Here is a 26,725-nt window from a genome sequence, read left to right as displayed (position 1 = left end):
GCATGCGCCGCCCCCGGCGGCGTCAGGCCAGGGCTTCCATCTTGCCGGCGGTGGGTATCTCGGACGCGGTGGCGTTTTCGACGATCACCAGATCGAAGCCGCCGCCGGCCTTTTTGCGCCACTGGCCCCCGACGAGCGGCGTCTTGCAGACGTTCTTCGCCGCGAAAGGCGGCAGCCCCGCACCGCTCCAGGACACCTTGCCGACCACGGTCGTCATGTCGGTGGCCGCTATCGCCGCAGCGATCGCCTCGGCATTCCCGGGATCCGAGACGCGGCCCATGACATTGGCCGCCACCTCGAACAGCGAATGGACGAAGCCGATCGGCTGGGTCCACGGACGCCCGGTCTTGGCGGTGAAATCCGCCGCCAGGTCCGCCGAGCTCTGGCCCGTCACCGACGACTTGAACGGATGCGAGGCCGACCACCAGACCTCGGACGAAAGGTTGTGGCCGGCATCGCCGAGCGTCTCGACCGATTGCGGGAAGAGGATAGCCTTGGCCACCGTCGCCGCCTTGGGCCTGAAGCCCTGCTGGCGGGCCTGGTTCCAGAAGGTGGTGAAGTCGGGCGGGATGACGACGCCGGTGACGATCTCGGCATCGGCCGCCTTGAAGGCGTTGACCTGCGCGGTGAAATCGTCCGAGAGGTTCTGGTAGCGGCCGGGATCGCTGAGGCTGAAGCCGGCGGCATCGAGACCGGGCTTCAGCCCGTTCTTCGGATCGCCCCAGGCATTGCCGTCGGCATCGTTGGGGAACAGTCCGCCCACCTTGCCGTTGGTGGAAAGCTGCTTCCACATGCCGGTGTACACGGCAATGATGTCTTCAAGGCCCCAGAAATAATGATAGGCGAACTTGAAAGGCTTCCATGACGACGGGTCGGCCGGATTGCCCTGTTGGCCGATGAACCAGGGTTGCCACGGCGCCATGGTCGAGATGACCGGCACGCCCTCCGCTTCGCAGGTGGTGGCGACGGGGTTGGTGTTTTCCGGCGTCGAGCCGACCAGCATCAGGTTGATCTCGTCGTCGACGATCAGGCTCTTCGCCACCTCCGCCGCGCGATTGGGGTTGGACTGGCTGTCCTTGACGATGACCTCGAAATTCTTGCCCGCCTCGGACGCGAGGAAGGCCTTGATGTTGTAGTCATCGCTTTCGGCGAAGCCGGCGAGCGGCCCCGTCTGCGGCGAAACATAGCCCAGGCGAATCTTGACGCCTTGCGCGAGCGCCGGCGTCGCCAGCCGGGAACCGGCAAGCGCAAGACCTGTCGCCGCCGACGCTTTCAGTAAGCTCCGTCTTGTAATCATCTGCTCTTCCTCCCTCTTGCCTCTTTTCAGCTCCCTGGACGGCGTCCCTCAAACGCCGTCTGGAGGAGTTCCCTTATCGATCCCAAATCGATCGGCCGCGGATTCGCATAGGCGTTCTTCACCGCGATCGCCGCCGCGCGGTCGAGATCGGCCTCCTTGATGCCGATCTCCTTCAGGCTCAGCGGAGAGCCGACGGAGCGCGCGAAATCCCAGAGCCCGCCGCCCGCCGAGCCGCCGCCGAAGGCTTCGGCCATCGGCCGCAGCAGATCGGGCACCGCCACTTCGTTGAAGGCGGTCGTGTAGGGCAGCAGGATGGCGTGGGTCTCGGCATGCGGCGTGTCGAACGAGCCGCCGAACACATGCGCCAGTTTGTGATGCAGCGCCATCGAGACATAGCCGAGCGCTGTCGAGCAGCACCAGGCCGCATAGAGCGCCTGCGTCCGCGCCGCGCGGTCCTGCGGATCGTCGATCAGCCGCGGAATACCGTCCCGGAACGCAGCCATGGCATCCCTGCACATCAGCACGATCACCGGGTTGCGGTCGGGGGCGTAGAAGGCCTCCATGGCGTGGGCGATCGCATTCATCGCCGAGGTGACGGTGAGACCGACCGGCAGGCTCAGTGTCAGGTCGACGTCGTAGATCACCGTCTCGGGACGGATGTCCGGCGAGCGGCGGGTGGTCTTCTCGCCGGCCGCCGTCTCGCCCAGGATGTCGGTCATTTCCGAGCCGGCATAGGTGGTCGGGATCACCACCTGATCGGCGCCGGTGCGCACGGCGATGGCTTTGCCCAGCCCAGTGGTCGAGCCGCCGCCGAGGCTGACGACCGCCGTGGCGCCGCTGGCGCGGAAGGCCTCGACGGCCTTTTCGGTAACCTCGACGGGTGTATGCATGACCGCGCCGGCAAAGACCCCGGCGGCGAGGCCGCCAAGGCTGTCGGCCAGCTTGTCCGCATCGGCCTTCTGATGTGGCGTCGACAGGACCAGCGCCTTGTCATGGCCGAGCCGCCGCACCTCCTCCTCGGTGCGGGCCATCGTGCCGGCACCGAAGATCACCCGCGTCGTCAGCCCGGGAAAGGTGAAACTGTCCATCATCGCGCCGCCCCCATGCGCGCACCCCGGCCGGCTTCAAGGTCGGCGATGATGGTGCCCAGCATTGCAATCTCGGCGTCCGAAACCTCATGGCTGCGGCCGGGGAACAGATCGGCCCGCAGGCTCGCGCCACCGCGGCCCAGCGACTGCGCCGTATCGGCGAAGGCCGAGACCGGAATCCAGGGATCGGAATCGCTGCCGGAAAGATAGACCGGCACGCCGGCCGGCACGGCTTCGGAGCGCCCGTCCGCCGGAACACCGACGCGGCAGCCCGTGAAGGCCGCGAGCGCGTCGGGCGGCGGCAGCCCGGCGCAGAGATATTCGATCGACAGACATGCCCCTTGCGAGAAGCCCGCCAGAAGCAGCGGCAGTCCGGGCAATTCCGCCCGCGCCGCCACCACGGCGGCCGCCAAATGGTCGAGCGCGTCGGAAAGGTGCGCGCGGGCGACGGGCGTCAGCGGGTCGACGGCGCGCGCTTCCCACCACACGCCGAGCGGCGCGCGCGGCAGGATGAATGCCACGGCCGGCGCGGAAAGCCGCGACAGCACGTGCGACTGCATCTCCTCCGGCGATTGGCCGCGGCCGTGGACGAAGACGCAAATCGCCTTCGCTTGCGCGCCCTTTGGCCCGAGCCGGAGTGGACCGCTGCCTGAGCTCACGCGAAATCCGCCTGTTCCAGACCAGCCTGCAATTCACTCTCGCGATCCTTGAACCACGGCGGGAAGACCAGCGTCTTGCCGATCTGGCCCGGAGGTTCGTCCTTGGCCCAGCCTTCAGGCGTGGTCCAGGCAAGTTCGAACAGCGCGCCGCCGGGCGAGCGGACATAGCAGGACTTGAAGTAGTTGCGGTCCTTCTGCTCCGAGATATCGGTGAAGCCGAGGCCTTCGATATGGGCGCGCAGCTTCAGCTGGTTCTCTTCGTCGCCGGTGTTGAGGGCGAGGTGGTGGATCGTCCCGCCCGCCAGCGTCCAGGTGCCCTGTGCGCTGTCGCGATCGACGAGCACCTCGACCCGCTGATTGACGCCGGTCGCGTCCGGCACACGGAACACGAGCCCCTCGTGATTGTCCGCCTCCTTCTCCAGCGGCAATGCGATGGTCAGGAAGTCGTCCATCGCGGTGCGATCCATCACCGCCACGACGGCGCCGTAGATGCCCTTGATGCCGTGGTCCTTGCCGATGCCTTGCGCTGCGTTGGTAATGGGTGCGCGCGGATCGCTGTCGCTTTCCACCAGCTCATGCGAGATGCCGCAGGGATGCGCCAAAGCCACGCGGTCGGCGCCAAAGCGTGTGACCTTGGTGGCCTTGATGCCGCGCGCATTCAGCCGGTCCACCCAGAAATCCGCGGCCCCCTTGGGGATGGATTGCATGATGGTGCGCGACTGGTTGGTGCCGCGGCGGCCATAGACGCCCGGCTTGCGGAACGGGAAAGTGGTGATGATCGTCGAGGCGTCGCCATCGGGCGAGCCGTAATAGAGGTGATAGACCGGGATGACGCCGTCGAACAGGACGGTTCGCTTCACCGAATGCAGGCCGAGCGCCTTGGTATAGAAATCAAAATCTTCCTGAGCGCCGTCAGTCGACAGCGTCAGATGGTGGTAGCCGCTGATACGCGCCATCGCTCATCTCCTCCCAGAGGTTTCGGTTTCGCCCCGCCGCTGCGGGCAGAGCACGAGATTGAGGTCGAGCGCGTGCTTCCGCTTTCCTCCATGAGGCGGCAGCGCGCGGAACTCGGCCATGAGTTCGGGTTTGACCCCGAAAATGGCATCCCGGCCGATCGCGGGGTCCGACCGGTCGAAGATGTGTGTCGTCAACGTTTCGAAGCCGTGCGCCGAAACGCGAAAATGGATGTGGGCCGGCCGCTCGAGGCCAAGACCGAGCGCGGACATCAATTGACCGACCGGGCCGTCCGCCGGCAGCGTGTAGCCCTTCGGCTTCACCGACATGAAGCGGAACCGCCCTTGCGGATCGGCACGGAAGCGCCCGCGCAGGTTGAATTCCGGTTGCCTGTCCGGCTCCTGGTTCTCGTAGAGGCCCTCGGCATTGGCCTGCCAGATCTCGACCATGGCATCGCCGATCCCCGCGCCGTCGAGCGCCACGATCCGCCCGGTAACCTCCAGCGGTTCGCCCTTATGGTCGCGCGAGATGTTCCCGCCGAGCGGCATTTCCGGCACATCAGCCCGGTAGAAAGGTCCGGTGAGCGTGTTGGGGGTTGCTCCGGCGGGGCGCGGGCTGTTCTGATCCTCGATCAGCGAGGACACGCCCAGCACATCGGCGAACAGCACCCATTCCTGGCGCCGCGCATCGGCGTAGTGGCCGATCTCGGTCAGAAAATCGATCGCCAGCCGGAACTCCTCGCCGGAGGGCCGCAACTCCACGATCAGCGCGTGCAAACCATCGACCGCGGCCTGTGCCGCCGCCGCCAGGCGGGACTGGCCCATTGCCGCCAGACGCCGCGCGAACTCTTCGGCCTGCGTCGAGATCGCCTTGGGGAATTCATCCCTCTGGGGGTCGTGCTGGCCGTCCATTTCGCCGGGGCCTCCCTTCCCCTTGCCAAACGGGATAACACGGCCCGACACGATGCTTGATGAGATGTAATGGCCCTTGTATAGCGTTTTGCTATGAAGCTGAACGAGCGCCACTTGATGCAGCTCGCCGCGGTGCTGGATGCCGGCGGCGTGTCGGAAGGAGCCGCCATGCTGGGCCTGACCCAGCCTGCGGTCAGCCGCTCGCTGGCCATGCTGGAGGCGCGGGTCGGCGAGCCGCTCTTCCTCAAGGGCCGCCGGCCGCTGCAGCCGACGCCGCTCGGCTTCCAGCTGGCGGCGCAAGGGCGCACGATCATCACGGCCTCGCGCAAGGCGTCGGATGCGGTGCAGGGCTTCATGAAAGGCACCAAGGGTGTCGTCCGTGTCGGCGGCGTGCCTTTCTTCATGGATGCCATGATCAGCCGGATGATCGGGGAATTCCAGAAGCTCGAACCCGAGGTCACCGTCCAGCAGAGCTATATGAACCTGCCCGAGATGGTCGCGGCGCTGGAGAGCAACCAGATAGATCTCGGGATCGTGCCGATCGGCGTGCTCGACCTCGGACCCGGCTTCGAATTCACCGAGATCCTGCCCGGACGCAATGTCGTGGCTTGCCGGCCGGACCATCCGCTGCTGCGCAATCGCCGCCTCAGGGCGCACGACCTGACCAGTTTTCCCTGGGTGGCGCCCCTGCCCGGCTCTCCGTTGATGTCGGACCTGCAGATGATCCTGATGAGCATCGGCATGTCGGACCTGAACGTGCGCTATTCCGGTGGCTCGCTGATGAGCGTGATCAACTTCCTCGCCGAAACAGATGCACTGGCCGTCCTGCCGTTTTCCGTGGTCTTCGCGCAGCGCAAGGAGAACCGGGTGACGGTGCTCCCCTATGAAATCCCCCAGCCCAGCCGCTCGCTCGGCATCCTGCGCCGGGTTGGCGGGCCGCGCTCTCCGGCGGCGGAGCGCTTCGCGGGCCACGTCACGACCGCTTTCGAGAACTTAAAGCACATCATCAAGCGGCACGAGAACGCCGTCGTCTGGGGCCGTTAGCCGGCGCTGATCAGCGCCCGCGATCGAAGCCCCACCTTTGGTCCTTGACAGCTCGCTTTACGCGGCGCTTGCGGGAGCATGTCCGGCATGCATGGACGCCAGCCGGCCCACGCCCTCGGACCTGCCGGACGACTGGCGCGACACGATCCGGCTTCTCTTCCGTCGGTTTCGCGCGCGCGTCCACGAGCACCCCAGGGCTGCGCCCCTGCTCGGCCCGCATATACGCTCAAACGGCGCGAGGCATTCAATTCTGTCGTCGGGGTCCTCGAAGGCTACATCACCATGGAATTGGCGGCGGACGGCGCCACCGATGGCTCGGAATGGGTCGAAACCTTCAACGCGGGTCTTGACGCACTTGACCCAGCGCAGTTTCCGCTGGTCACGCGACACCTGCCACAAATGTACAACCGGTCGTTCTTGATGCGCTGGAAGAGCGGCAATGCCGCCCCTCTCGAGGACGGATACAACTTCCTGATCGAGACCCTCATTCTCGGTCTGGAGGCGCAGGCCAAACGTGCCCGAAACAGGGATTGGAACCGGCCACGCCGACCCAGCCGTGTTTGCTGGACCGAGGGCCCTAGCGCCGGTGCGTTCAGCATCGACTAGACAGGCGACAAGGTTCTATGGCTGCGCCCAGCTAGACAAGTCTTGCACAAGCGCTGAACATGCGCTGAATGGCCTCGTTCAACTCGGACTCGGCAGTCGCGTAGGAAACACGAAAGAACGGCGACAGGCCGAACGCCGCACCCGGCACCACCGCGACATGAGCGTCTTCGAGCAAATAGTCGCAGAAATCGGTGTCGGTATCGATCCGCTTGCCCGCAAGTGTCCGCTTGCCGATCAGGCCGGCGCAACTGGCAAAGGCGTAGAAGGCGCCTTCGGGCAGGCGGCAGTCGATACCGTCAATAGCATTCAGTCCCGAGACGACAAGGTCGCGCCGCTTTTGAAAGCTTTCCGCTCGAGGCTTGAGAAAATCCTGCGGGCCAGACAGCGCTTCGACGGCCGCCGCCTGGCTGACTGACGACGGGCAAGACGTGGACTGGCTCTGCACTACCGCCATCGCCTTGATCAACTCGCGCGATCCGCCAGCGTAACCGATGCGCCATCCGGTCATGGCGTAGGCCTTCGAAACGCCGTTGACCGTGAGCGTCCGCCCCTTCAGGCATGGCTCCAGCGCGACCGGCGTGACGAAACGGAAATCGTCGTAGACGATGTGCTCGTACATGTCGTCGACCAGCAAGCGGACATGCGGATGCCTCAGGAGGACTTCGATCAGCGGCCGATAGTCGGCTTCGCTATAGGCGGCACCGGACGGGTTGGACGGTGAGTTCAGGATCAGCCATTTCGTTCTTGGTGTGATCGCTGCCTCCAACTGGCCGGCCGTCAGCCTGAAGCCGGCTTCAGCGCTGCAGGGAATGCAGATCGATTTACCTCCGGCGATAGCGACGATGTCCAGATAGGACGTCCATGCCGGCGTCGGAATGATTACCTCGTCAGCCACATCCAGCGTCGCCATCATGGCATTGAACAGTATCTGCTTGGCGCCAGTCGCCACCGTGATTTCGTCGACGGCATAGTCGATGCCATTCTCGCGCTGGAATTTTTGCTGGATCGCCCCTTTGAGTTCGGGTGTGCCATCAAGTGCTGTGTACTTTGTGTCACCTCGCTCGATGGCGCGACAAGCGGCGTGCTTCACATTGTCGGGCGTGTCGAAATCCGGTTCGCCTGCCCCTAGAATGATGACCGGCGCGCCGGCGTGTTTCTTCGCCTGGGCACGGGCGCCAATCATCAGGATCTGCGAAACCCCGATGGCCGATATGCGCGATGCCGGGACGAAGCCTGTCTCATCGATCCTTGTGCTGATGGTCATGGGTCTGTTCCTCAGTCGATGTCGAAGGAGACGCCCTGGGCGAGCGGCAGCGCCTTGGAATAGTTCACCGTGTTGGTGGCGCGCCGCATATAGGCCTTCCACGCATCGGAGCCGCTCTCGCGCCCACCGCCGGTTTCCTTTTCGCCGCCGAAGGCACCGCCGATCTCCGCGCCCGACGTGCCGATATTGACGTTGGCGATGCCGCAATCCGAACCGTCGACCCCAAGGAAACGCTCGGATTCCTGCAGGTCGCGGGTGAAGATCGACGACGACAGGCCGGCGCCGACGGCATTGTGCTCGTCGAGCACGGCGTCGAAATCCGAATATTTCATCACATAGAGGATCGGCGCGAAGGTCTCTTCCGTCACCGGCGAGACTTGGCTTTGCATCTCGACCAGAGCCGGATGCACATAATAGGCATCCGGGTGGCCGTTCTCGACGCGCGTACCGCCGGTCACCTTGCCGCCATGGGCGGCGGCTTCCTTCAACGCCTTCTGCATGGCGTCGAAGGCCGCCTTGTCGATCAGCGGCCCGACCAGCGAAGAGGTCTCCAGCGGATTGCCGACCGAGACGCTCTGATAGGCCTTCTTCAGGCGCGGCACGAGGGCATCGTAGACGCTCTCATGCACGAACAGGCGCCGCAGCGTCGTGCAGCGCTGGCCGGCCGTGCCCATGGCGCCGAAAGCGATGGCGCGCAGCGCCATGTCGAGATCGGCGGTCGGGCAGACGATGCCGGCATTGTTGCCGCCGAGCTCCAGCACGGCACGCGCAAAGCGCTTGGCCAGGCGCGGGCCGACGTCGCGGCCCATGCGGGTCGAGCCGGTGGCCGAAACCAGCGGCACCTTGGGATGGTCGACCAGGATCTCGCCGACGGCGCGGTCGCCGATCAGCACCGGCGCCAGTCCCTGCGGCGCATCAGTGCCGAAACGCTTGACCGCGCGCTTGAAGATCGCCTCGCAGGCAAGCGCCGTCAGCGGCGTCTTTTCCGACGGCTTCCACACCACCGCGTCACCGCAGACCAGAGCGAGAGCCGCATTCCACGACCACACCGCGACCGGGAAGTTGAAGGCGGAAATGACGCCGACCACGCCCAGCGGATGCCAGGTTTCCATCATGCGATGGCCAGGACGCTCGGTGGCGATGGTCAAGCCGTACAATTGCCGGGACAGACCGACAGCGAAATCGCAGATGTCGATCATCTCCTGCACTTCGCCGAGCCCCTCGGACGGGATCTTGCCGACCTCGATCGAAACCAGCCGGCCAAGCTCGGCCTTGTGCGCACGCAATTCCTCGCCGAGCAGCCGCACCAGTTCGCCGCGCTTCGGGCCGGGCACCAGCCGCCAGGACTGGAACGCCTTGTGCGCGGCATCGATGGTCTTGGCCGCATCGGCGGGCGAAATGGTCTTCAGCGCCGCGATCTGCTCACCGGTCACCGGGCTGCGCACGATCAGGTCGCCGCCGACAAGCGTGTCCTTGGCCACACCCAGTTTCGCCAGAAGCTCGGTCGTTTCCTTGGCCACATCCAACGACTTAACTGCAATATTCATATGAGGAGCTCCTGTTTCCTGATTATCCAAAAGACACCGAGCCGAGATTGCCTGGCGACGTCAGTCGCTTCAGGCCAGCGGCAAGGTCCTTGTTCTTTTGCTGGGTGTAGCGATCGTAATAGGCCTGGTTCTTGCGGCCAATGCCGTGTTCGGCGCTGAAGCTGCCGCCGAACCGGTCGACAGCCGCCGAATAGACCCAGTCGCGCAGCCGCTGCTCGAAAACGGCATCGGCCGGGCTGGTCTTGCCCGCCACCAGATTGAAATGCACACCGCCATCGCCGATATGGCCGAAGTCGAAAATATCAACGCCGGAAAATTGCCGAGGCAATTCAACCCTCATCCAGTCGCGGAACGCCATCACGTCGGCCCTGCGAAACGACAGGTCGAAAGCCACCAGCCGGCCCGCGTGCGTGACGCCCTCCGACAGAGCGTGGCGCAGCGCCCACATTTCGTGAGCTGGGCCGACAAAGGCGTCGGCCAGCGGTGCGCCGTCCTCTTCCCAGATGTCGGCCAGCACCGTTTCGAGGACGCCATCCAGCGGCTGCTCGTCCGCGCGCGGCGCCCAGCTTCGTGAGATTTCGGCGAGGATAACATAGTCGGGGACAGCGCCGTTCTGGAACGGATTGCGCAGCGACGGCACATGGTCGAGCGCGGCGCCGATCGCATTCCTCGACATGCCTTCGAATGCCGACAGATAGGAACCGAGCCGTTCCTCCATCATGCGCAGCAGCGGCATGACGGCGGCGCCGGCTCGCGGCACCAGGTAGGCGGTCGAGACCTGCCGTGGCAGGCGCTCCAGGTTGAGCGCGCATTCGGTGACAATGCCGAAAGCGCCGGAGGTTCCGACGAAAAGCTGTTTCCAGTCGACGCCGGTGTTGTTCTTGCGCAGCCCCGACATCAGATCGACGATCGTGCCTGCCTCATCCGCCAGGACCACCTTCAAGCCAAGCGTGTTCTTGCGCACATCGCCGTAGCGGAGGAAGCGCGAGCCGCCGGTGTTGGTGGCCAGCATGCCGCCGATGCACGGATCGGCGCCAAGGTCGATCGGAAAGAACAGCCCACTGCGGGCAAGTCGCCCATTGATGTCCGACAGCCTCATGCCGGCATCGACATGCAGCGAGCGGTTGTCGGCGTCCAATTCGAAAAGTCGCGTCATCCGATCGAGACTGAGCACGATTTGCGCGCCGCCGGCGTCCGGCGTCGAGCCGGAGACCAGGCCGGTATTGCCTGACTGCGGAACGAAGGGAATGCCCTCTCGAACGCAGTAGCCAACGCAAGCCGACACCTCGGCCGTGGTTTGCGGACGCAACACGAGCGCTGCACGGCCCTGGTCATACCGGGCACCGCTCTCATAGCCGGCCATGCCGGCCGAATCCTCGACAACACCTTTGTCGCCGAGGATTTCGACCAACGCCCCCTTGTGCCGCCCGCCGATCATGCCGACCGCCTACTCCGCTGCCTGGAGGTTGCGCAACAAATGCCGGCAATGCTCGATCGACGCTTGCTCGATAGCGGCGTAATGCTCGAATTCGTCGAGCACGGCGGCGCCGAGAGCAGCTTCGAAGCGACGTTGATTGGGGCTGGCGACGAAGTCATCGGTCGCCTCGTCGCCCAGGTTGGACTGGAAGATGCCAGCTGCGCTGACGGGAAGAAAATCCTCGTAGACGATCGGGTCGAAATCGACAAAACCTTCCGCCACCAGCTGAGCGACGTCCTTTTCACCGACCCCGCCGGCTTCGCGCCCTCGCTCTGTCAATGAATAGCTGAAGTAGCCAAGGCCAGCGGCGCGAATGCCATCCCATGTGTCGGGAAACCGCTGGAACGTCTGCGTCAACGCCTCGACATAGGCAGCGGCATTCGATCCGTCGGCTGCTGGCCTGACAACCTCGCGCGTCGTCTCCAAAAGGCGGTCGTAGAGCGCCCTGCCCTTCGGCGTCAGCGCAATGCCGCGCTGTTCGATCTCGCCGAAGCGGGCCGTGTGCGAGCCAGCGGTCCAGGCGCCGGTATCGGATTTGAACGAGACCGGTTCGTCCAGCGCCTTGAACGATGTCTGCCGAAGCAGGATAGGGCATTGGCGCGTGGGAGGACCTTCGACGACCGCCTTGGGCTCGATGCCGCGCCCCGGCATGCCGGCCTGCACCGCGTCAATGTCGAGCGTGCGTGGTGTCAGATGGTTGATGTGGGGGCCTTTGAAGGAAACCACATCGGCAACCAGCCGATGCTGTCGATGCAGCCTCTCATACATGCCGATGCTGACACAGGCCTGATCGTGCCAGCGGAACGTCTCAAGTACTTCGGCTATAAACCGCCCGGCATCCTGCCGAAGCAAGCCGCCTTGCCTTTCGGCCTTTTCGATCAGTTCCACGGCGCCATCGGTAAAAATCTTGCGGGCGGCCAAGATAGCTTCCGCTTCAGCCCGCAAAACGCTGTCGCCAATCAAGTCGATCCTGAGCAAGGAGGTGAAGACGCGGAACGGATTGCGGCTGAGCGGATAGGCGCCCACCGGGCGAAAAGCCGTCGCATGGACAGGCACGCCGGCAACGCTGAGGTCGTAGTAGCCGACTGGATGCATGCCCATCACCGCGAAGACGCGCCGCATCATGGAAAGTTCAGCCGGTGTCCCCAACCGGATCGCGCCATGCCGCTCCTGCGAAATGCGCTCAAGCGAATCCGTCTCCTCCAGCCGCCGGCGCAGCGCCGGCATGGCACCCAGCACTTCGGCATTCACCTCGGCGACCAGCTCCATCAGCGTGCCGTAGGCTGGAACCTCGTCCCGATACATGGCCGACATGGCCGCCGAGAAGGTGGAACGAAGGTCGTCGGATGAAACGAAAACAGCGTTTTGCACGGTGCGGTCTCGCTTTCCAAAAAAGTGGAGATCATTCCTGAAAATAGTGATACCGGATTTCTCAGGACTAAGATCACGATGATTTCGACTAAGTTGATGCGAGGTACGCATGATCTTGAGCAGAAAGCTGATACCCGACCTTATCGCGATACAGGCGTTCGAATGCGCGGCAAGACATGCAAGCTTCACGCGCGCCGGCCGGGAGCTCAACCTGACCCAGAGTGCGGTCAGCCGTCAGGTCAAGGAGTTGGAGAACCATCTCGGCACGCTGCTATTCGAGCGCATCCGCCAGCGCGTGGTGCTTTCAGAAGATGGCAGGCGCTTTCTGCCGGAAGCAAGAAGACTTCTGCAGCAATCCGAAGAGACAATGCTGCGGGCGATGTCGTCAGCCGATGCAAAATCGAGCCTGAGCATAGCCACCCTGCCAACATTCGGCAGTCGCTGGCTCAGTCCTCGGTTGCCTGATTTCTTGCGCCAGCACCCCGGCGTGATCCTCGATGTCGGCTCGCGATCGGCGCCATTCGACTTCGAGGACGAGAGCTTCGAAATGGCGATCCACTACGGGCAGCCGGTCTGGGCGCGAGCGACCTGCACCTATCTCTGCAGTGAATCGATCCTGCCGGTGGCCGGTGGCGCGCTCCTGGAGTCCGGGGCCAGGTTGACGCCGGCCGATCTGCTCCACCAACCGCTGCTTCATCTGGCGACGCGTCCGCGGCTTTGGTCGCAATGGCTGGAATGGTCCGGACTGTCCGGCGAGTCCGTTTACAGGGGGCACCGCTTCGACCAGTTTTCAATGATCATCGAAGCCGCGGTCGCGGGGATGGGCTATGCACTACTTCCTCGCTACCTGATCGAGCAGGAACTGCAATCCGGCGAGTTGCAGGTCGTTCTCGACCTGCCCATGGAAACGGAGAACAGTTACTACGTCGTGCTGCCGGAAGCGAAGACGCCCTCGGCGACGAGCCAGCATTTTGTCGCGTGGCTGATGAGCCAGATCGTAACAAGCAGCTGAAGCCTGGCGGGGCGCAAAATTGCGTGGCTTCTTCGCGAGCCCTGCTCCTGCGCCATCGCCGCGGCGATCATGAGTGCAGTCCTCTTTGTGCTCGCTACAGCAATGCGATCGGCAGGGACGCCTCTTTCCGACCGGCCTCACCGTTCAAACAGGAAACTGCGGTCGCCAGGAACCGGACGACGGACGGACGGGTCGGCTCTCCCGCCGTTGCTATCGACGTCTGCAGTTTGACGCCGAGGCCCTCAACTGGACGGAAAACCAATTTGGCATGGGGGCTGCCGGCGAGCGATTATGCGATTGGCGACGCCGCGATCGGGCAGCTCATCACGGCCTATGAGAAGGCGCTGGCGGTGCATCCCGATCAGGATCGGAGACACCGCATCGAACACTGCGGCTTTTCCACACCCGAACAGCATGAGCGGATGAAAAGGGCCGGGCTCTATCCATGCCCACAGCAGGTGTTCATCCATGACTTCGGCGACGCCTACATATCCGTTCTTGGCGGCGAACGGGCACTTTCAAGCTATCCGCTTAAGACCTGGAAGGATCTCGGGTTCAAACCGGCCACCGGCAGCGATTCACCGGATTGTCATCCCAATCCCTATCCGAACATCTATTCCATGCTGACACGCAAAACCGGCAAAGGAACGGTGATGGATGCGCGCGAGCGCGTCAGCATTGAAGAGGAGCTTCAGGTCTATACTGAATATGGCGCGTTTTCGCAGAAGCTTGAGAAGGTCAAGGGCAGGCTCATACCGGGCCAGGTTGACGACATCGCTGTTTTTTCGCGCAACATGCTTACGGCAAAAGCCGAGGACATTCTCAACGACACACATTGCATTCTGACCATTCGAGGCGGCGAAGTGGTGTTCGAGCGCTCGGAAGGAAGATGTTCATTCGACCGTGGACAAGTTGGCGATGAGCTGGAGCCGCTTGAGCGGTCGAAGGGTGGCAGCGTCCGATAGACCGCGCAGATCGCTGTCGATATCGCGAGAGCGATCAACGAGCGTGAGGAAAAGCGCGATCAGATGAGGCGGCGGGCGAAGTTGCGGATCGTACCGTGAGAAAGGACCCCCGGAACGAATAAGGGAGGCGCCTTTGGTCGCATTCAGGCAGTTCGCGCGACCTGTGGGCAAACCCACGTTTTTACCAACAAAATCAATGGTTATGGTGGGCCCGGAGGGTCAGCGTTTTTTACAGAAAATCAATACGTTAGCGGATGGTTCGCCAGGCCGTTTCCTTCGTATTCTCTCGTATGGTCTGGCGAACCTAAGGATGATGACCGCGAGTAATTCAGGCTCGAGATATCGCCGATGTAGCCGCAGGTCGCCAGGAACTCCCTAGTAGTGAATGACCGAAATTGGGCCGAGAGTAGACCGGCAGCTTCGGGCTGGGAAAATGCAACAGCTGACATTCAGGTTTGGTGTGGCATCGTCGTGGTCTGACCAGAAGCCACCTCTCAGTAGCCCCTTTCGCTGCCCGATAGCCGACGTTCGCGACAACCAGCGCTCGTAATCCCAAATGCATAGACCAGTTGCTATTCCTAGCCACAGGCGTGCAGCATAACGGATGAAAAACAGATCCTGTCTTGCTTCAGGACGCCCGCTCGGTTCCCGGCGCGGCATTAATCATCTCATGACGCACTGAGGTGTAGTCCTCCAGCGCATAAATCGACATGTCCTTGCCGTATCCGGATTGCTTAACACCGCCGTGGGGCATTTCTGTCGCGAGCATGAAGTGAGCGTTGATCCAGGTACAGCCATACTGAAGCCGTGACTCGGCACTCATCGCTTTGGAGATGTCCCTCGTCCAAACCGAGGACGCCAGTCCGTAGTGACTGTCGTTGGCCCAATCCACGGCCTGTTCGTCGTCCGTGAAACGGGTACCTGAAACGACTGGCCCAAAGACCTCGCGCCGTACAATCTCGTCTTCCTGGGTCGCACCGGCAATGACGGTAGGCTGGTAGAAAAAACCCTCTTTCCCACCGCGGGCACCACCGGTGGTGATCTCGATGTGCTTTTGCTCGCCCGCACGCTCAACGAAACTTGCGACTCGGTCCCGTTGGCGCTCCGTTGCTGGTGTCGTCGGCCTGATTGTAACGGATGGTAGAAACCGCCGCAGTTAAATCTGTGACGAAGTTTTCATACGCCCCGTCCTGCACATAGATGCGACGCGGGGCCGTGCAGTCCTGTCCCGCGTTATAAAAGCCAAAAGTACGTATGCTTTGCACCACGGCCTCGAGATCTGCATCGTTGTAAACGATGACCGGCGCCTTCCCTCCAAGTTCCAGATGTGTCCGCTTGATCGTCGCGGCGGCTCGCAAAAGAGATTGGCAACTGTCTTCCCAGGTGCCTGGAACAAGTGGGGCAAGTCGGACGGAATGTAAGCCGCGCCATAGGATACCCAATCTGCCGCATCGCTCGTTCGGAACTGCACGCGATCAAACAGGCCCATGCTGACCTGAATGGCATGGTGGGCGTGACGCTCAATCGGGCCAACTGCCTGCCCGATCCAAATACTTCCGCCAGACCAGAAGATGATCCTTCCAATGCCCGAGATCTGCATGCGCCTACTATGCCACAAATCTCGAAGAGAACGGAAATTTTGAAGTTGCTCCCGGTCGATATGGCACCAGAGGACGGTCGAGGATGTTCTGTGAAATTGCTGGACCCGCCGCTCCGGTTGGCATGCCAGAGAATGATGGCAGCCGTGGCTAGATCGACGTTGCGGCCTGCAGGCGCGATTGGGAATCTACTCGGTAGTCGCCTACGACGAACTGCCGAGTTAAGCGATCGGAACGAAAATGATCCGTTGGCGTTCTATGCATCGTTGCTAATAACTATTCGCCAAAGGGAGGGTCGGCGTTGCAGTTAAGCGGGGGCAGCGAGAAGCTCACAGAGAGGTTGGACGAACTCAGCGCACTTTACGTGCTGACGGATCGACTATACCGGGCAAAGTCGAGCCACGAAGCTTTTGAAGCCGGCCTCGATGCCATTCGTGACGGTCTAGGCTGCCGTCGCGCTTCCATGTTGCTCTTCGATGAAGCAGGCGTGATGCGCTTCGCAGCCTGGCGCGGCTTATCCGAGAGTTACAGAAAGGCGCTGGAAGGGCACTCGCCCTGGGTTGTCGGCGAACGCAACCCCGAGGCTATTTTTGTTTCACACATTGCTGAAACGCATGAACCTGAGGCCGTCAAAGAGACGATTGCCAGCGAAGGCATCGTAGGCTTGGCGTTCATTCCCTTGACGGTCCAGGGTGAAGTGGTGGGGAAATTCATGACTTACTATGAACAAAGGCATGCTTTTGCGAGCCACGAGATCGATCTCGCTACGACAATTGCCAGACAAATTGGTTTTTATCTCGAGCGGACGCGAGCAGAACAGGCCCGAAGAGTTGCCGAATATGAGTTGCGAGGATCAGAGCAACAGTTTCGTCTTATGTCGGAACACGCTCCGGTCATGATCTGGACCTGTGACGCCTTGGGCAAATGCACAAATCTGAACATCATGCTTCGGGAGTTCTGGGGCGTCGAGACCGAGGATGTCCCGACGTTCAATTGGCACCCAACCATTCATCCTGATGATGCCGCCGATATTGGTGCCCGAATGATGCAAGCATTGGCTACACAATCAGCCGTATCAGTTCAGGGTCGCTACAGAAATTGCAAGGGGGAGTACCGGGTTCTCCTCACAACTGCTCGTCCTCACTTCTCCCCAAGTGGGATATTTCGCGGGTTGATCGGGGTAAATGTCGACGTCACGGAACGTGACCGGGCAGAGATCGCGATGCGCCACAGTGAGGAGCGGTTTCGATCGGCTGTAGAGGCGGCTCCAAGTGGCATGGTGATGACAGACGAGGACGGGCGCATTGTCCTCGTCAATCTTCATGCAGAAGCTCTATTCGGCTATGGGCGGGAGGAGATGGTCGGGCAAGGTATCGAGATGCTGGTCCCCGATCGCTATCGTAGCTCGCACCCGGTTTTTCGCCGCGGGTATGGGAGTTTCCCGCAGGCGCGCCCAATGGGTGCTGGCAGGGATCTCTATGCCCGACGGAAAGATGGAAAAGAGGTGCCGGTTGAGATTGGGCTCAGCCCAATTCAGACGAGCGAAGGAATGATGGCGCTCGCCTCTGTGGTGGATATCAGCGAGCGACGACGGTCGGAGGCACAAAGAGAACTGCTGATGGCCGAGCTCAACCATCGTGTGAAGAACACTCTGGCGGTAGTTCAGGGCATTGCTCATCAGACATTCAGAGGAACGGAGGCCACTGATGCTCATGCCGCGTTCGAAGGCCGCCTCATGGCCCTTTCGGCGGCACACAACATCCTGACGCAGACCAGTTGGGAACATGCATTATTGAACCAACTTGTTTGCGACAGCCTTCAAATTCGCGGCGCGTTTTCCAACCGGGTTTCGACAACTGGACCTGCAATTCGATTGCAGCCCAACCAAGCTCTTTCCCTAGCGCTTGCCTTCCATGAATTGCTGACCAACGCAGTGAAGTACGGCGCCCTTTCAAACGAGGCCGGAAAGATTTCCGTGGAGTGGTTTCGTACCGAAAAACCCAAGCCGAGGCTCAAGCTGGTTTGGAGCGAACTCGGTGGCCCCATAGTTTCAACTCCGGCCCGGCGAGGCTTTGGCTCTCGCCTCCTTGAGCGCGGCTTGGCCGCAGATCTCGAGGCTGAGGTCGCGATGGATTTCCAACCTCAGGGCCTCGTCTGCGTTATCGATGCCCCCTTGGCAGAGGGGGGGCTTCCCCAATGACAGCACTGTCAGGCCGACGCGTTCTGATAGTAGAAGACGAATCCCTCATTGCCATGCTGGCCGAGGATTTTTTGATTGAGCTTGGGGTCACTGTTATCGGGCCCGCCACTACCATCGACGGCGCGATTGCGATGATCGAAACCCACGAAATCGACGCGGCTGTCTTGGATTTGAACATTCGTGGGGAGCGGAGCGACCGCGTTGCGGACGCACTACGGTTGCGAGGCATTCCGATTGTGTGCGCCACCGGATACGGAAATGGTGCGGCAGACTTCGCGAGAGGATCGACGATTATCGCCAAACCTTATTCCAAGGAGAAGTTAGACCATTCGTTGCGGCTCGCTCTCTCAGATGAGCCAGGCGGGACAGAACCCCTCAACATGTAACTTGAGGATTTGCTATCCGGTCGAACCCGGAGCTGCTCGTGTGCGATGCAACGGTAGGCTATGGCCGACATGAGTCGAGATCTTAATCTGGCGCTAGGCACTCGTAAGGTCCGCTTTTGGACAACGCCGAAATGGGACTTAACGTCCTACATAAGGCGCTTTCCTGACGGGCAGCTTTGGGGCCGACTTCAGACGGACGGCTTTTGGCTAGGTCGCTTAGAAAGCCGCCATCCAGACCGCGCCCTTCTCAAATATCCGATCTCATCCGACTCAATGACCGCAAAAGTTTCACAAGGGTTTTTGGAACCATGCGCTGCTACCGAGACCTCGCCGCCCTGATGCACGCTTCCCTTGCAATTACGACAGCGGCACAGCGGATGCCAGGCACCGCCAACAGAAGCGCAGCTACCCCAATCGCGCATCGGCGCGGATAGTGGTCATGGCAATGCCATCGCGGGCATATTAGGGCCAGCCGCGCTCAGAGTAGCCCGCACTGATGCGGCTGACCTGTTCCGCACTCATCCGCTAGTATGGCCGAGAAGACCTCGTGCCTGATCTGGTTCAGGCCATTATTGGGCGCCAGTACGGAAACAATGGGTGCGTTCGGGAACTCGCCGTCACCGGGGAACTTGCGATCATAGCAACTTGCCTTGACGGGTACACTAGGCTGGAGTTCAAGCGGCCCGTCGTAGGTGGCCGGAATGGATCCAGTGCCGACGGAAATTGTTCTCGACACCCAAGGTCGGATTTGCTCCCGACGAAGTGCCAGACGTCGAAAACCATTCAACCGCGCCTGCATCGATATGATCTTTCAGGCCATCGACAGGGTTGCATGAGGCGTTCGTTTAACCTCTCGTAACGTCGGCTCAATAGAAATTGGGAGCGCCGCCAACATGCTTGTAGACTTCCGCGACATTACCAGAGGTCACGGCTACCCCCGGCAGCACAATCCACGGCGGCACAGCATTGCCGCTGAGCCCGACAATCGCGGCCATGGCCGCGATCTCGCCCTGTTCGAAAGGGCGTTGCGCGGCAACTCCCTTGACGATCTTTCCTCCGAGAAGGGCCTCAGCGATCGCGCTACCGAGATCAACCGTGGTCATGACCGGGATCCGGGAGCGGCCAGAAAAAGCCGGTAGCGATGCAACTGCTGGCTCGTCCCAGACGACGAACATTCCGTCAAGATCGGGATTGGCATCGAGGTACGGGCCAACTGCGCTTCCGGCATTTGCCGGCACCTCGAATTTCAGCTGCGTCAGCGTGATGTCCGGGCGCTCGTGCCGCATCCACTTGCCGAAAGCGATCTCGCGCTGCGCCGTCGCGAAGAAGTCTTCATTGTAGGCGACCACGCAGACTGTGCCGTTACGCCGGATGTGTGGCGAAATCAGACTGGCGGCGATCTGGCCGAGGCCGAAATTGTCCGACGATATGACGCTTACATAGTCGGTCTCCTGAAGCAGGCCGGAGGGCGCGTTGTCGAGTAGGACGAGCTTGATCCCGGCAGCCGCCAGTTTGCGGAAAGCTGCGGCCACGGCCGTGCTTCCGACGGGGATGCTGATCACGGCATCGGGCTTCGATTGCACCAGCCGTTCGATCGCTGCGATCTGGGCGGCTGCGTCGTAGCCGCAATCGACGATGTCGACGACGATGGCGCCCGCCTGCTCCAAGCCTGCCTTGATGCCCGCGATCTGACGCTGGGCCCAGTCCGAAGCGGTCGTATGCAGCACGATCGCCACGCGGAAGGCTCTTTCCCTGGCGCGCTCCAGCATGTCGGCAGACAGGCGCAGCAATTCGGGAGATGCCGGCCGTTCGCCATGTGGCCCCAGGCCTGCCACCAGCGGACGCGCGATGGACGAAACCGGCAACACACATCCGGGTGGCATTGCCACATCAGTTCTCAGCATCCCGTTGCTCCTCCCGCCCGCCACCTCTGCGGGCAGCTGTATTGAATCAACCTACCGCAGGGGTTGGGGTTTGCAAGCGCCGCGGCTGATCGCGGCGACCGCGCGACAGCCAGTCGGGTGGGCTGCACGCTCAACTGCCTGTTGTCGCCGTCTTCTCGACAGCAGCCAGCAAGTTGGTGACTCCGGCGTGGGCTAGCGGCGTGCCCGATACGATCCATTCACCGAGGAACGCGGGGGCGAACAGTTCAGTCACGGCGACAGCTGCGGCGCCGACAAGTCCAGCCGACCGCCCCATGCGCGAATGGACAATACGGATATCGCGGCTGATGAGAGGCTGCGCGTGCCCGTATATTCCCTCGCGGATCGCAGCCAGGCAGATGTCTCCCGTCTGGGACAGTTCGCCGCCAAGAACGATCATCGACGGGTTGAGGATATTGGCCAGCGTCGCCAGGACGGTGCCGATCAGCCGTCCGGATTGCGCCAACAGATCGGCCGAGAACGGGTCGCCAAGGCGCGCCGCTGTGCCAATGTCGGCAGCCGTCACCGTCCCGGTAGCGGCGAGCGTTTCACCGAGAAGGCGACTTTGCCCCTGTTCTGCCGCTAGCAGGCCGGCCTGAGCAATGGCATCGCAGCCGGCGACGGTTTGCAGGCAGCCAACATTGCCGCAACCGCAAATGCGTTTGTGCGGCTCGCCGGCGTAAACATGCCCTATCTGTCCGGCTATGCCTTGCGCGCCACGATGCAGGCGGCCGTCGACGACGATGCCGGCGGTTATATCCGAGCCAAGGTCGACATAGAGCATGTCGCGCCCGGATTCCGCTGACAGGGCGCTTAGTTCCCCCATTGTCTCCATCTGCACGGCGCCCCGCACCCAGACTGGCGCTTGAAACCTCTGTATCAAACGCTCCAGAAGCTTCGCCTCGTCCCACGCAGGCATAGCGCCAAGCTTAGGGATCGCGAGGCTGTTCGAGTCCTTCTGCTCTACCGCGCCCGGCACTCCCAGACCAATCGCCCACAGCGGAGCACCATCCTTGCCGAGCGACCAGTTGAACAGCGCCTCGAGCCGATCGAACAGTGCCTGCGCTGGGGAAGCGGCGTCGAAATCCTCGTAGTGCTCAAGGATGAGCCGCCCGTCCAGATCGGCGAGACCAAGGCCGATGGTGTCGCCGTCGATGTTGGCGACCAGAATGCGCGCGGCCTCCGATCGGAACCGCACCAGACGCGGCGCGCGCCCGCCTATTGAGCGCCCGACACCGCCTTCGTCAACAAGGCCGAAGGCAGCAAGCGTCGACAGCCGGTCCGTGACCACGGCGCGGCCGAGCCGGGCCTCTCGTTCGAGGTCGAGACGCGTGCAAGGTTCACTGGAGCGCAGAATGTTAAGAAGCGAAACAAGACTCTGGCGTTCGGCTTCAAGGGCCCTCACGCGGTCGGCCGCCGCTGGAGAACCAGTCTCCCCGGATCGATCTGCATCCGCAACTGCGGTGCCTCCCAAACCAGTCCTTGCCACGGCCGATTGCTCCTTCTTGTCCACCATGGACGAGCGTTTTCGGAAGACGCAATGCCTATTTTGTCGCTGACACAGAAAACTTAATTGACTTTTGCATTTTATCAACTAAAGATACGTTTGCAAATACAAAAGCATTTGGGCCGTGTCGGGAGGAGACGCCATGACTGCTTGGAAGCTGGCCTATCACGCCAATTGCTGGGGTCCGCTTGGGGGCGACGCCGTTGGTGTGACCTCCATCAACCGTTTGGCCTACCGGACGTTCGGGGACATGGCAGAGGCCGCGCGCGATATTGCAGCAGCGGGCTATGATGGTATTGAGTTCTTCGACGGCAATGTCGTCGAAAACGAAGGCGACGATTACGCCGCCATGCGCAATATCCTCGCCGACACCGGCCTGTCGCTTGTCTCGATCTATGCCGGCGGCAACTTCATCTTCACGGACATCCTTGACGAAGAACTGGCGCGCGTCACCAAGGCGGCGGACGCAGCGCGGGCGCTCGGCGCCGAGCATTTGGTTGTTGGCGGCGGCGCGCGGCGCCACGACGGGACGCGCCAAAGCGACTACGATGCTTTGGCATCGGCGCTCGACAAGGTGATGGCAATCGCTGCGCAGCACGGCCTGAAAGCTCACTACCACCCCCACCTTTCCACCATCGTCGAGAACCCGGACGAGGTTCGGACGATCTTCGGCAAGACCGCGATCGGGTTCTGTCCGGATACCGCGCATCTGGCCGCTGCCGGAGGCGACGTGGCAGCTATGGTGCGCGAGCACGCGTCACGCATTTCCTACGTCCACCTCAAGGGATGGCAGCGCGACCCGTTCGCCTTCGTGCCGGTCGGCCGGGGCGATTGCGACAATGGCGCCGTGATCCGGGCCCTGAAGGACATCAGTTACACGGGTTGGATCTGCAACGAACTCGACGCCTGGGCCGATCCTGCCGCCGGAGCGCGGGAAAGCCACGCCTTTGTGCAAGCGGAACTGGCGAAAGTCTGAATTTGCCGACCGGCGTTGCCGCCGGGAGGCGTCTGTAACTGCAATAACGAAAACCAAACAATATCAGGGAGAAAACACCATGCGCATGAAAACCTTGCTTCGGTCGACGGCAATCTGTCTGACGCTCGGCCTGGGCCTCGCCTCGAACGCCGCCTATGCCATCGATCCTGCCCAGGCGCTGACTGAGATCGGCCAGCATGTGATGAGCCTCGGACCTAACGGCGAGAAGCCGGAAGCCGCCTCGAGCGTGAAGCTCACCGATGAGGAACTCGCCAAGATCAAGGACATGCACGCAAAGGCCGCCATTGTCATGCACTATGCCGGCAACGACTGGTCGCAGGCGCAAATCGAAGGCCTAAAGGCGCAGTTCGCTACCATGGGTATCGAAGTCGTCGCCGTTACCGACGCGGGCTTCAAGCCCGACAAGCAGGTGTCCGACCTCGAGACCGTAATGGCCCAGAAGCCCAATATCATCGTGTCGATTCCGACCGACCCGGTCGCGACCGCAGCGGCCTACAAAGCGGCGGCCGACGCAGGCGCCAAGCTCGTCTTCATGGACAACGTGCCGAAAGGCTTCGTAGCCGGCAAGGACTACGTCAGCTCCGTCTCGGCTGACAACTACGGCAACGGCGTCGCCACCGCGCACCTGCTGGCACAGGCTCTTGGCGGCAAGGGCGATGTCGGACTGATCTTCCATGCAGCCGATTTCTTCGTCACCAAGCAGCGCTACGACGCCGTCAAGAAGACGCTGGCCGAGAACTATCCGGACATCCACGTCGTCGCCGAGCAAGGCATCGGCGGTCCCGACTTCTCAGGCGATGCCGAGAAGGCGGCAGGCGCCCTGCTCGTCGCCAATCCCAGCATCAAGGGTATCTGGGCAGTGTGGGATGTGCCCGCAGAAGGCGTCATCTCCGCCGCTCTCACCAATGGCCGGGACGACCTGGTAATTGTCAATTGCGACCTCGGCGAAAACGTCGCCATCAACATGGCGAGCGGCGGTCCGGTTAAGGGCCTGTCAGCGCAGCGGCCCTACGACCAGGGCGTGACCGAGGCAATGCTGGCCGGCTACGGTTTGCTTGGCAAGCAGGCGCCGGCCTATGTCGCGCTGCCGGCACTGCCGGTAACCAAGGCCAATCTCGCCGATGCCTGGCAGCAGGTCTACCACAAGCCGGTCACCGACAAGATCAAGCAAAGCATGCAGTAGGCTTCGCAGACAGGTCCTCCCGGTGGAGATGGGTTCGGCCGAGTTCGAGCAGAAGCGCAACGTTTCTGTCCGGCAGGCCGAACCATTCGTCCCACCCGACGCAACCTTTGTTTTGCCCTAGGTGTTGTCATGAACACTGCCAACGCAGCCGAAGCCGTCCGAATGCGAAATGTCAGCATGCGTTTCGGCGGTGTCCGGGCGCTTGACGACGTTCATCTCGACGTTAGCCCGGGCGAAGTGCACGCACTGCTCGGTGAGAACGGCGCCGGCAAGTCGACAATCCTGAAGATTCTGCGCGGCGTGCAACCGCCAAGCTCCGGCACGGTCGAGATCGGCGGCGTGCCGCTAGCCACCTTCACCGCCGAGGCAGCGCGCAATGCCGGTGTCGCTATGGCGTTCCAGGAAATGAGCCTGATTCCGACGCTGACGGTGGCGCAGAATGTCTTCCTCAACCGTGAGATCAGGACCAACTCCGGGCTCATCGACGACAGAACCGCGGCGGCCGAATCGCGAAAGCTTTTCGCGCGCATGGGCGTCGAGATCGACCCCAACGCCAAGGTCTCCGACATTCCGGCTGGACACCGACAGCTTACCGAGATCGTCAAGGCGACCTCGCAACCGTGCAAGGTGTTGGTGTTGGACGAGCCAACCACTGCGCTGTCGCAGAACGAAGTCGAGCGGCTGTTCGAATATGTGCGCCAGCTTCGCGGCCAGGGCGTCGCCATCGTTTATGTCTCGCACCGCATGGACGAGATCTTCCGCATAGCCGACCGCGCTACCATCTTGCGCGACGGCAAGCACATCATCACCGCGCCGATGTCGGAATTCACGCTGGAATCGATGATCGCCCATATCATCGGCCGACGCTCTCGCGGCTTCTCCGACGTGGTGCGTGAGACGGCGACTATCGGCGAAGTGCTGCTCGAAACACGCGGCCTTTCGGGCTCCGGCAAGCCGATCGGTATCGATCTGACGCTTCGCCGCGGTGAAGTGGTCGGCGTCGCTGGCCTGCTGGGCAGTGGCCGCTCGTCGCTGGCGCGCGTGCTGGCCGGGGTCCAGCCGATGACTAGTGGCGAGATCCGGATCAAAGGCAAGGCGGTTTCGATCGCCAAGCCGCGAGATGCCATCGACGCCGGCATTGCGCTGGTGCCGGAAGACCGCGCCCGTCAGGGGTTCGTCGCCTTCCATTCGGTGGAAAGCAACATCGACCTACCCAACCTTGATCGCCTTTCGACGAAGACATGGGTCGATCGCGCCAAGTCGGCGGCACTGGCGGAAAGCTCGATCCAGCGCCTGCGCATCAAAACCGACTCGCGCAAAGCGACCATCAGGACGCTGTCGGGCGGCAATGCGCAGAAGGTCGTCATCGCCAAATGGCTGGCGACCGAACCGGAGGTGCTGATCCTCGACGAACCAACCGCCGGCATCGACATCGGTTCGAAATCGGAGATCGTGACGCTGATCCGCAACCTCGCCAAATCCGGCAAGGCAATCCTGGTGCTGTCGTCGGAGTTGCAGGAACTGCTCGCCGCTTGCGATCGAATCCTGGTGATGTCGGAAGGCCGCATCGTGCGCGACATCGCCCGTCACGATCTCGACGACGCCGCCAAGGTGGACTCGATCGACAGTCTTCAGCACGCCGAACAGAAACTCAACAAATTCATGCAGGAAGCCCGCGGAGGAATTATCCAATGACCGACACGGCCGCATCAGCGAGCAAATTCTCGGCACTGGCCAACTGGCGTGAATACATCATCTATATCGGCTTCGTGGTTATCTTCCTCGTCTTTGCCGCTACGCTGGGCGACAGGGGCTTTCTCGACCCCAACAACCTGTTGAACATTATCCGTCAGACCGCGATCATCGCCGTGGTCTCGGTGACGATGACCTTTGTGCTCAGCACCGGCGAGATCGACCTGTCGGTCGGGGCAGTCGCAGGCCTCGCTTCCGTCGCCACTGCAATGGGCATCGACCAGTTCGGCATCCCCGGCGGCATCCTTTACGGCCTGGGCACCGGCGTCGTCGTCGGCGCCGTCAATGGCTGGCTGACCACCGGCATCGGAATTCCCTCGTTCCTCACCACGCTGGCCATGATGGGCATCGCACGCGGCGTCGCCATGTGGATCAGCGGCACGGCGGCGATCCCCATACTGAGCAAGCCCTACGCGGCGATCTTCGGCGCCGGTAACCTCGGCCCGATACCAAGCCTGTTGATTTGGGTGGCAATCATCGGCATCGCCGGCCACATCGTGCTTCGACGCACCACGTTCGGGCGGCGCGTGCTGGCCACCGGCGGCAACGAGACATCGGCACGCTACTCCGGGGTCAACACCGCCTCTATCAAGTTCCGCGTGTTGATGCTGTCGTCCGTGGCGGCCGCCTTTGCCGGCATGCTCTATGCGGGCCGTCTCCATTCCGGCCGCTTCCAGTTCGGCGAAGGCGACGAGCTTTCGGTGATCGCCGCGGCCGTGCTTGGCGGCACCAGCCTGTTCGGCGGTGCCGGCACGGTGGTCGGCTCTATCATGGGCGCGCTGATGATCGGCCTGATCAACAACGGCCTCGTGCTGATGGGACTGGAATTCAGCCAGCAGCTGATCGCCCGCGGCGCCATCATCATCATCGCAGTCGCCATCAGCCAAACGCGCAAGCGTTAGGCTGAGTGCGGAAGAACGCAGGCGGGCTTTGCCAGGCAGCAAGCTTGTGGCGCGCTGGCCGGACGTGTCGGCCCGAAAAGATA

At 62.3% G+C, this 26,725-nt stretch carries 20 protein-coding genes and 2 pseudogenes; 10 read left to right on the top strand and 12 right to left on the bottom strand.

Annotated features, from left to right (window positions below):
- Window positions 1–22: 22 nt before the first annotated feature.
- Genes JG746_RS12845 through JG746_RS12825 form a run of 5 tightly spaced genes read right to left on the bottom strand, consistent with a single transcriptional unit; the run spans window position 23 to window position 4,909 of the window.
- Window positions 23–1,297 carry an ABC transporter substrate-binding protein gene (locus JG746_RS12845; protein ID WP_202358465.1) on the bottom strand — a complete coding sequence of 425 codons (1,275 nt, stop codon included), beginning with the start codon at window positions 1,295–1,297 and terminating at the stop codon, window positions 23–25.
- Window positions 1,298–1,323: 26 nt separating this feature from the next.
- Window positions 1,324–2,388, bottom strand: a complete 1,065-nt coding sequence (locus JG746_RS12840; protein WP_202358464.1) for a maleylacetate reductase — start codon at window positions 2,386–2,388, stop codon at window positions 1,324–1,326.
- On the bottom strand, window positions 2,385–3,044 hold the full coding sequence (locus tag JG746_RS12835; RefSeq protein WP_202358463.1) for an alpha/beta hydrolase: 660 nt from the start codon (window positions 3,042–3,044) through the stop codon (window positions 2,385–2,387). Before JG746_RS12835 ends, JG746_RS12840 begins: the two co-directional genes overlap by 4 nt.
- Window positions 3,041–4,000 (bottom strand): VOC family protein, encoded by a 960-nt coding sequence (locus JG746_RS12830; RefSeq protein WP_202358462.1) that lies wholly within the window; start codon window positions 3,998–4,000, stop codon window positions 3,041–3,043. The genes JG746_RS12835 and JG746_RS12830 overlap by 4 nt, the downstream gene beginning before the upstream one ends.
- Before the next feature lie 3 nt (window positions 4,001–4,003).
- The gene (locus JG746_RS12825; RefSeq protein ID WP_202358461.1) at window positions 4,004–4,909 is read right to left on the bottom strand and encodes a dioxygenase family protein; all 906 of its coding nucleotides are present in this window, start codon (window positions 4,907–4,909) and stop codon (window positions 4,004–4,006) included.
- 93 nt (window positions 4,910–5,002) lie between these two features.
- On the opposite strand from JG746_RS12825, the gene JG746_RS12820 reads away from it, so the two are divergent.
- Both JG746_RS12820 and JG746_RS12815 read left to right on the top strand, forming a co-directional pair.
- On the top strand, window positions 5,003–5,953 hold the full coding sequence (locus tag JG746_RS12820) for a LysR family transcriptional regulator (protein ID WP_202358460.1): 951 nt from the start codon (window positions 5,003–5,005) through the stop codon (window positions 5,951–5,953).
- 282 nt (window positions 5,954–6,235) lie between these two features.
- Window positions 6,236–6,559 carry a hypothetical protein gene (locus JG746_RS12815; RefSeq protein WP_202358459.1) on the top strand — a complete coding sequence of 108 codons (324 nt, stop codon included), beginning with the start codon at window positions 6,236–6,238 and terminating at the stop codon, window positions 6,557–6,559.
- Between the two features lie 31 nt (window positions 6,560–6,590).
- On the opposite strand, the gene JG746_RS12810 is transcribed toward JG746_RS12815, so the two are convergent.
- The 4 genes from JG746_RS12810 to hglS are packed head-to-tail and all read right to left on the bottom strand — an operon-like array spanning window position 6,591 to window position 12,218.
- Window positions 6,591–7,823 carry a pyridoxal phosphate-dependent aminotransferase gene (locus JG746_RS12810; protein ID WP_202358458.1) on the bottom strand — a complete coding sequence of 411 codons (1,233 nt, stop codon included), beginning with the start codon at window positions 7,821–7,823 and terminating at the stop codon, window positions 6,591–6,593.
- Between the two features lie 11 nt (window positions 7,824–7,834).
- Complete coding sequence (gene amaB / locus JG746_RS12805) at window positions 7,835–9,370, bottom strand: L-piperidine-6-carboxylate dehydrogenase (RefSeq protein ID WP_202358457.1); 1,536 nt, start codon at window positions 9,368–9,370, stop codon at window positions 7,835–7,837.
- Window positions 9,371–9,392: 22 nt separating this feature from the next.
- A complete protein-coding gene (locus tag JG746_RS12800; RefSeq protein ID WP_202358456.1) occupies window positions 9,393–10,808 on the bottom strand; it encodes an FAD-binding oxidoreductase in 1,416 nt (471 codons plus the stop codon).
- A gap of 9 nt (window positions 10,809–10,817) precedes the next feature.
- Window positions 10,818–12,218 carry a 2-oxoadipate dioxygenase/decarboxylase HglS gene (hglS, locus tag JG746_RS12795; protein WP_202358455.1) on the bottom strand — a complete coding sequence of 467 codons (1,401 nt, stop codon included), beginning with the start codon at window positions 12,216–12,218 and terminating at the stop codon, window positions 10,818–10,820.
- A gap of 109 nt (window positions 12,219–12,327) precedes the next feature.
- Here hglS and JG746_RS12790 point away from each other — a divergent pair, with 109 nt between their 5' ends.
- Both JG746_RS12790 and JG746_RS12785 read left to right on the top strand, forming a co-directional pair.
- Window positions 12,328–13,230 (top strand): LysR family transcriptional regulator, encoded by a 903-nt coding sequence (locus tag JG746_RS12790; RefSeq protein WP_202358454.1) that lies wholly within the window; start codon window positions 12,328–12,330, stop codon window positions 13,228–13,230.
- 266 nt (window positions 13,231–13,496) lie between these two features.
- Window positions 13,497–14,195 (top strand): annotated as a pseudogene (locus tag JG746_RS12785) (amidohydrolase family protein); the annotation flags it as partial.
- A gap of 628 nt (window positions 14,196–14,823) precedes the next feature.
- On the opposite strand, the pseudogene JG746_RS12780 reads toward JG746_RS12785, so the two are convergent.
- A pseudogene (locus JG746_RS12780) lies at window positions 14,824–15,556 on the bottom strand (aldehyde dehydrogenase family protein); the annotation flags it as partial.
- Window positions 15,557–16,133: 577 nt separating this feature from the next.
- Between JG746_RS12780 and JG746_RS12775 the strand changes: the two are divergent.
- Entirely contained in the window at window positions 16,134–17,993 is a 1,860-nt protein-coding gene (locus tag JG746_RS12775; RefSeq protein WP_202358453.1) for a PAS domain S-box protein, read from the top strand.
- Window positions 17,990–18,379 carry a response regulator gene (locus JG746_RS12770; RefSeq protein WP_202358452.1) on the top strand — a complete coding sequence of 130 codons (390 nt, stop codon included), beginning with the start codon at window positions 17,990–17,992 and terminating at the stop codon, window positions 18,377–18,379. The genes JG746_RS12775 and JG746_RS12770 overlap by 4 nt, the downstream gene beginning before the upstream one ends.
- 866 nt (window positions 18,380–19,245) lie before the next feature.
- Here JG746_RS12770 and JG746_RS12765 read toward each other — a convergent pair.
- Both JG746_RS12765 and JG746_RS12760 read right to left on the bottom strand, forming a co-directional pair.
- Complete coding sequence (locus tag JG746_RS12765) at window positions 19,246–20,115, bottom strand: substrate-binding domain-containing protein (protein ID WP_202358451.1); 870 nt, start codon at window positions 20,113–20,115, stop codon at window positions 19,246–19,248.
- Between the two features lie 298 nt (window positions 20,116–20,413).
- Entirely contained in the window at window positions 20,414–21,817 is a 1,404-nt protein-coding gene (locus tag JG746_RS12760) for an ROK family transcriptional regulator (RefSeq protein WP_202358450.1), read from the bottom strand.
- 133 nt (window positions 21,818–21,950) lie between these two features.
- Between JG746_RS12760 and JG746_RS12755 the strand changes: the two genes are divergently transcribed.
- From JG746_RS12755 to JG746_RS12740, 4 genes are all read left to right on the top strand, one after another.
- On the top strand, window positions 21,951–22,784 hold the full coding sequence (locus tag JG746_RS12755; RefSeq protein WP_202358449.1) for a sugar phosphate isomerase/epimerase family protein: 834 nt from the start codon (window positions 21,951–21,953) through the stop codon (window positions 22,782–22,784).
- Between the two features lie 79 nt (window positions 22,785–22,863).
- On the top strand, window positions 22,864–23,988 hold the full coding sequence (locus JG746_RS12750; RefSeq protein WP_096450523.1) for a substrate-binding domain-containing protein: 1,125 nt from the start codon (window positions 22,864–22,866) through the stop codon (window positions 23,986–23,988).
- Window positions 23,989–24,150: 162 nt separating this feature from the next.
- The gene (locus JG746_RS12745; protein ID WP_244730765.1) at window positions 24,151–25,683 is read left to right on the top strand and encodes a sugar ABC transporter ATP-binding protein; all 1,533 of its coding nucleotides are present in this window, start codon (window positions 24,151–24,153) and stop codon (window positions 25,681–25,683) included.
- Entirely contained in the window at window positions 25,680–26,642 is a 963-nt protein-coding gene (locus JG746_RS12740) for an ABC transporter permease (protein WP_199201978.1), read from the top strand. Before JG746_RS12745 ends, JG746_RS12740 begins: the two co-directional genes overlap by 4 nt.
- Window positions 26,643–26,725: the final 83 nt, after the last annotated feature.

This window comes from Mesorhizobium sp. 113-3-3 (genome assembly GCF_016756495.1).
Lineage (GTDB): Bacteria > Pseudomonadota > Alphaproteobacteria > Rhizobiales > Rhizobiaceae > Mesorhizobium.
Note: the sequence above shows the minus strand (reverse complement) of the source record. Positions and strands in the feature narration are given on the sequence as shown.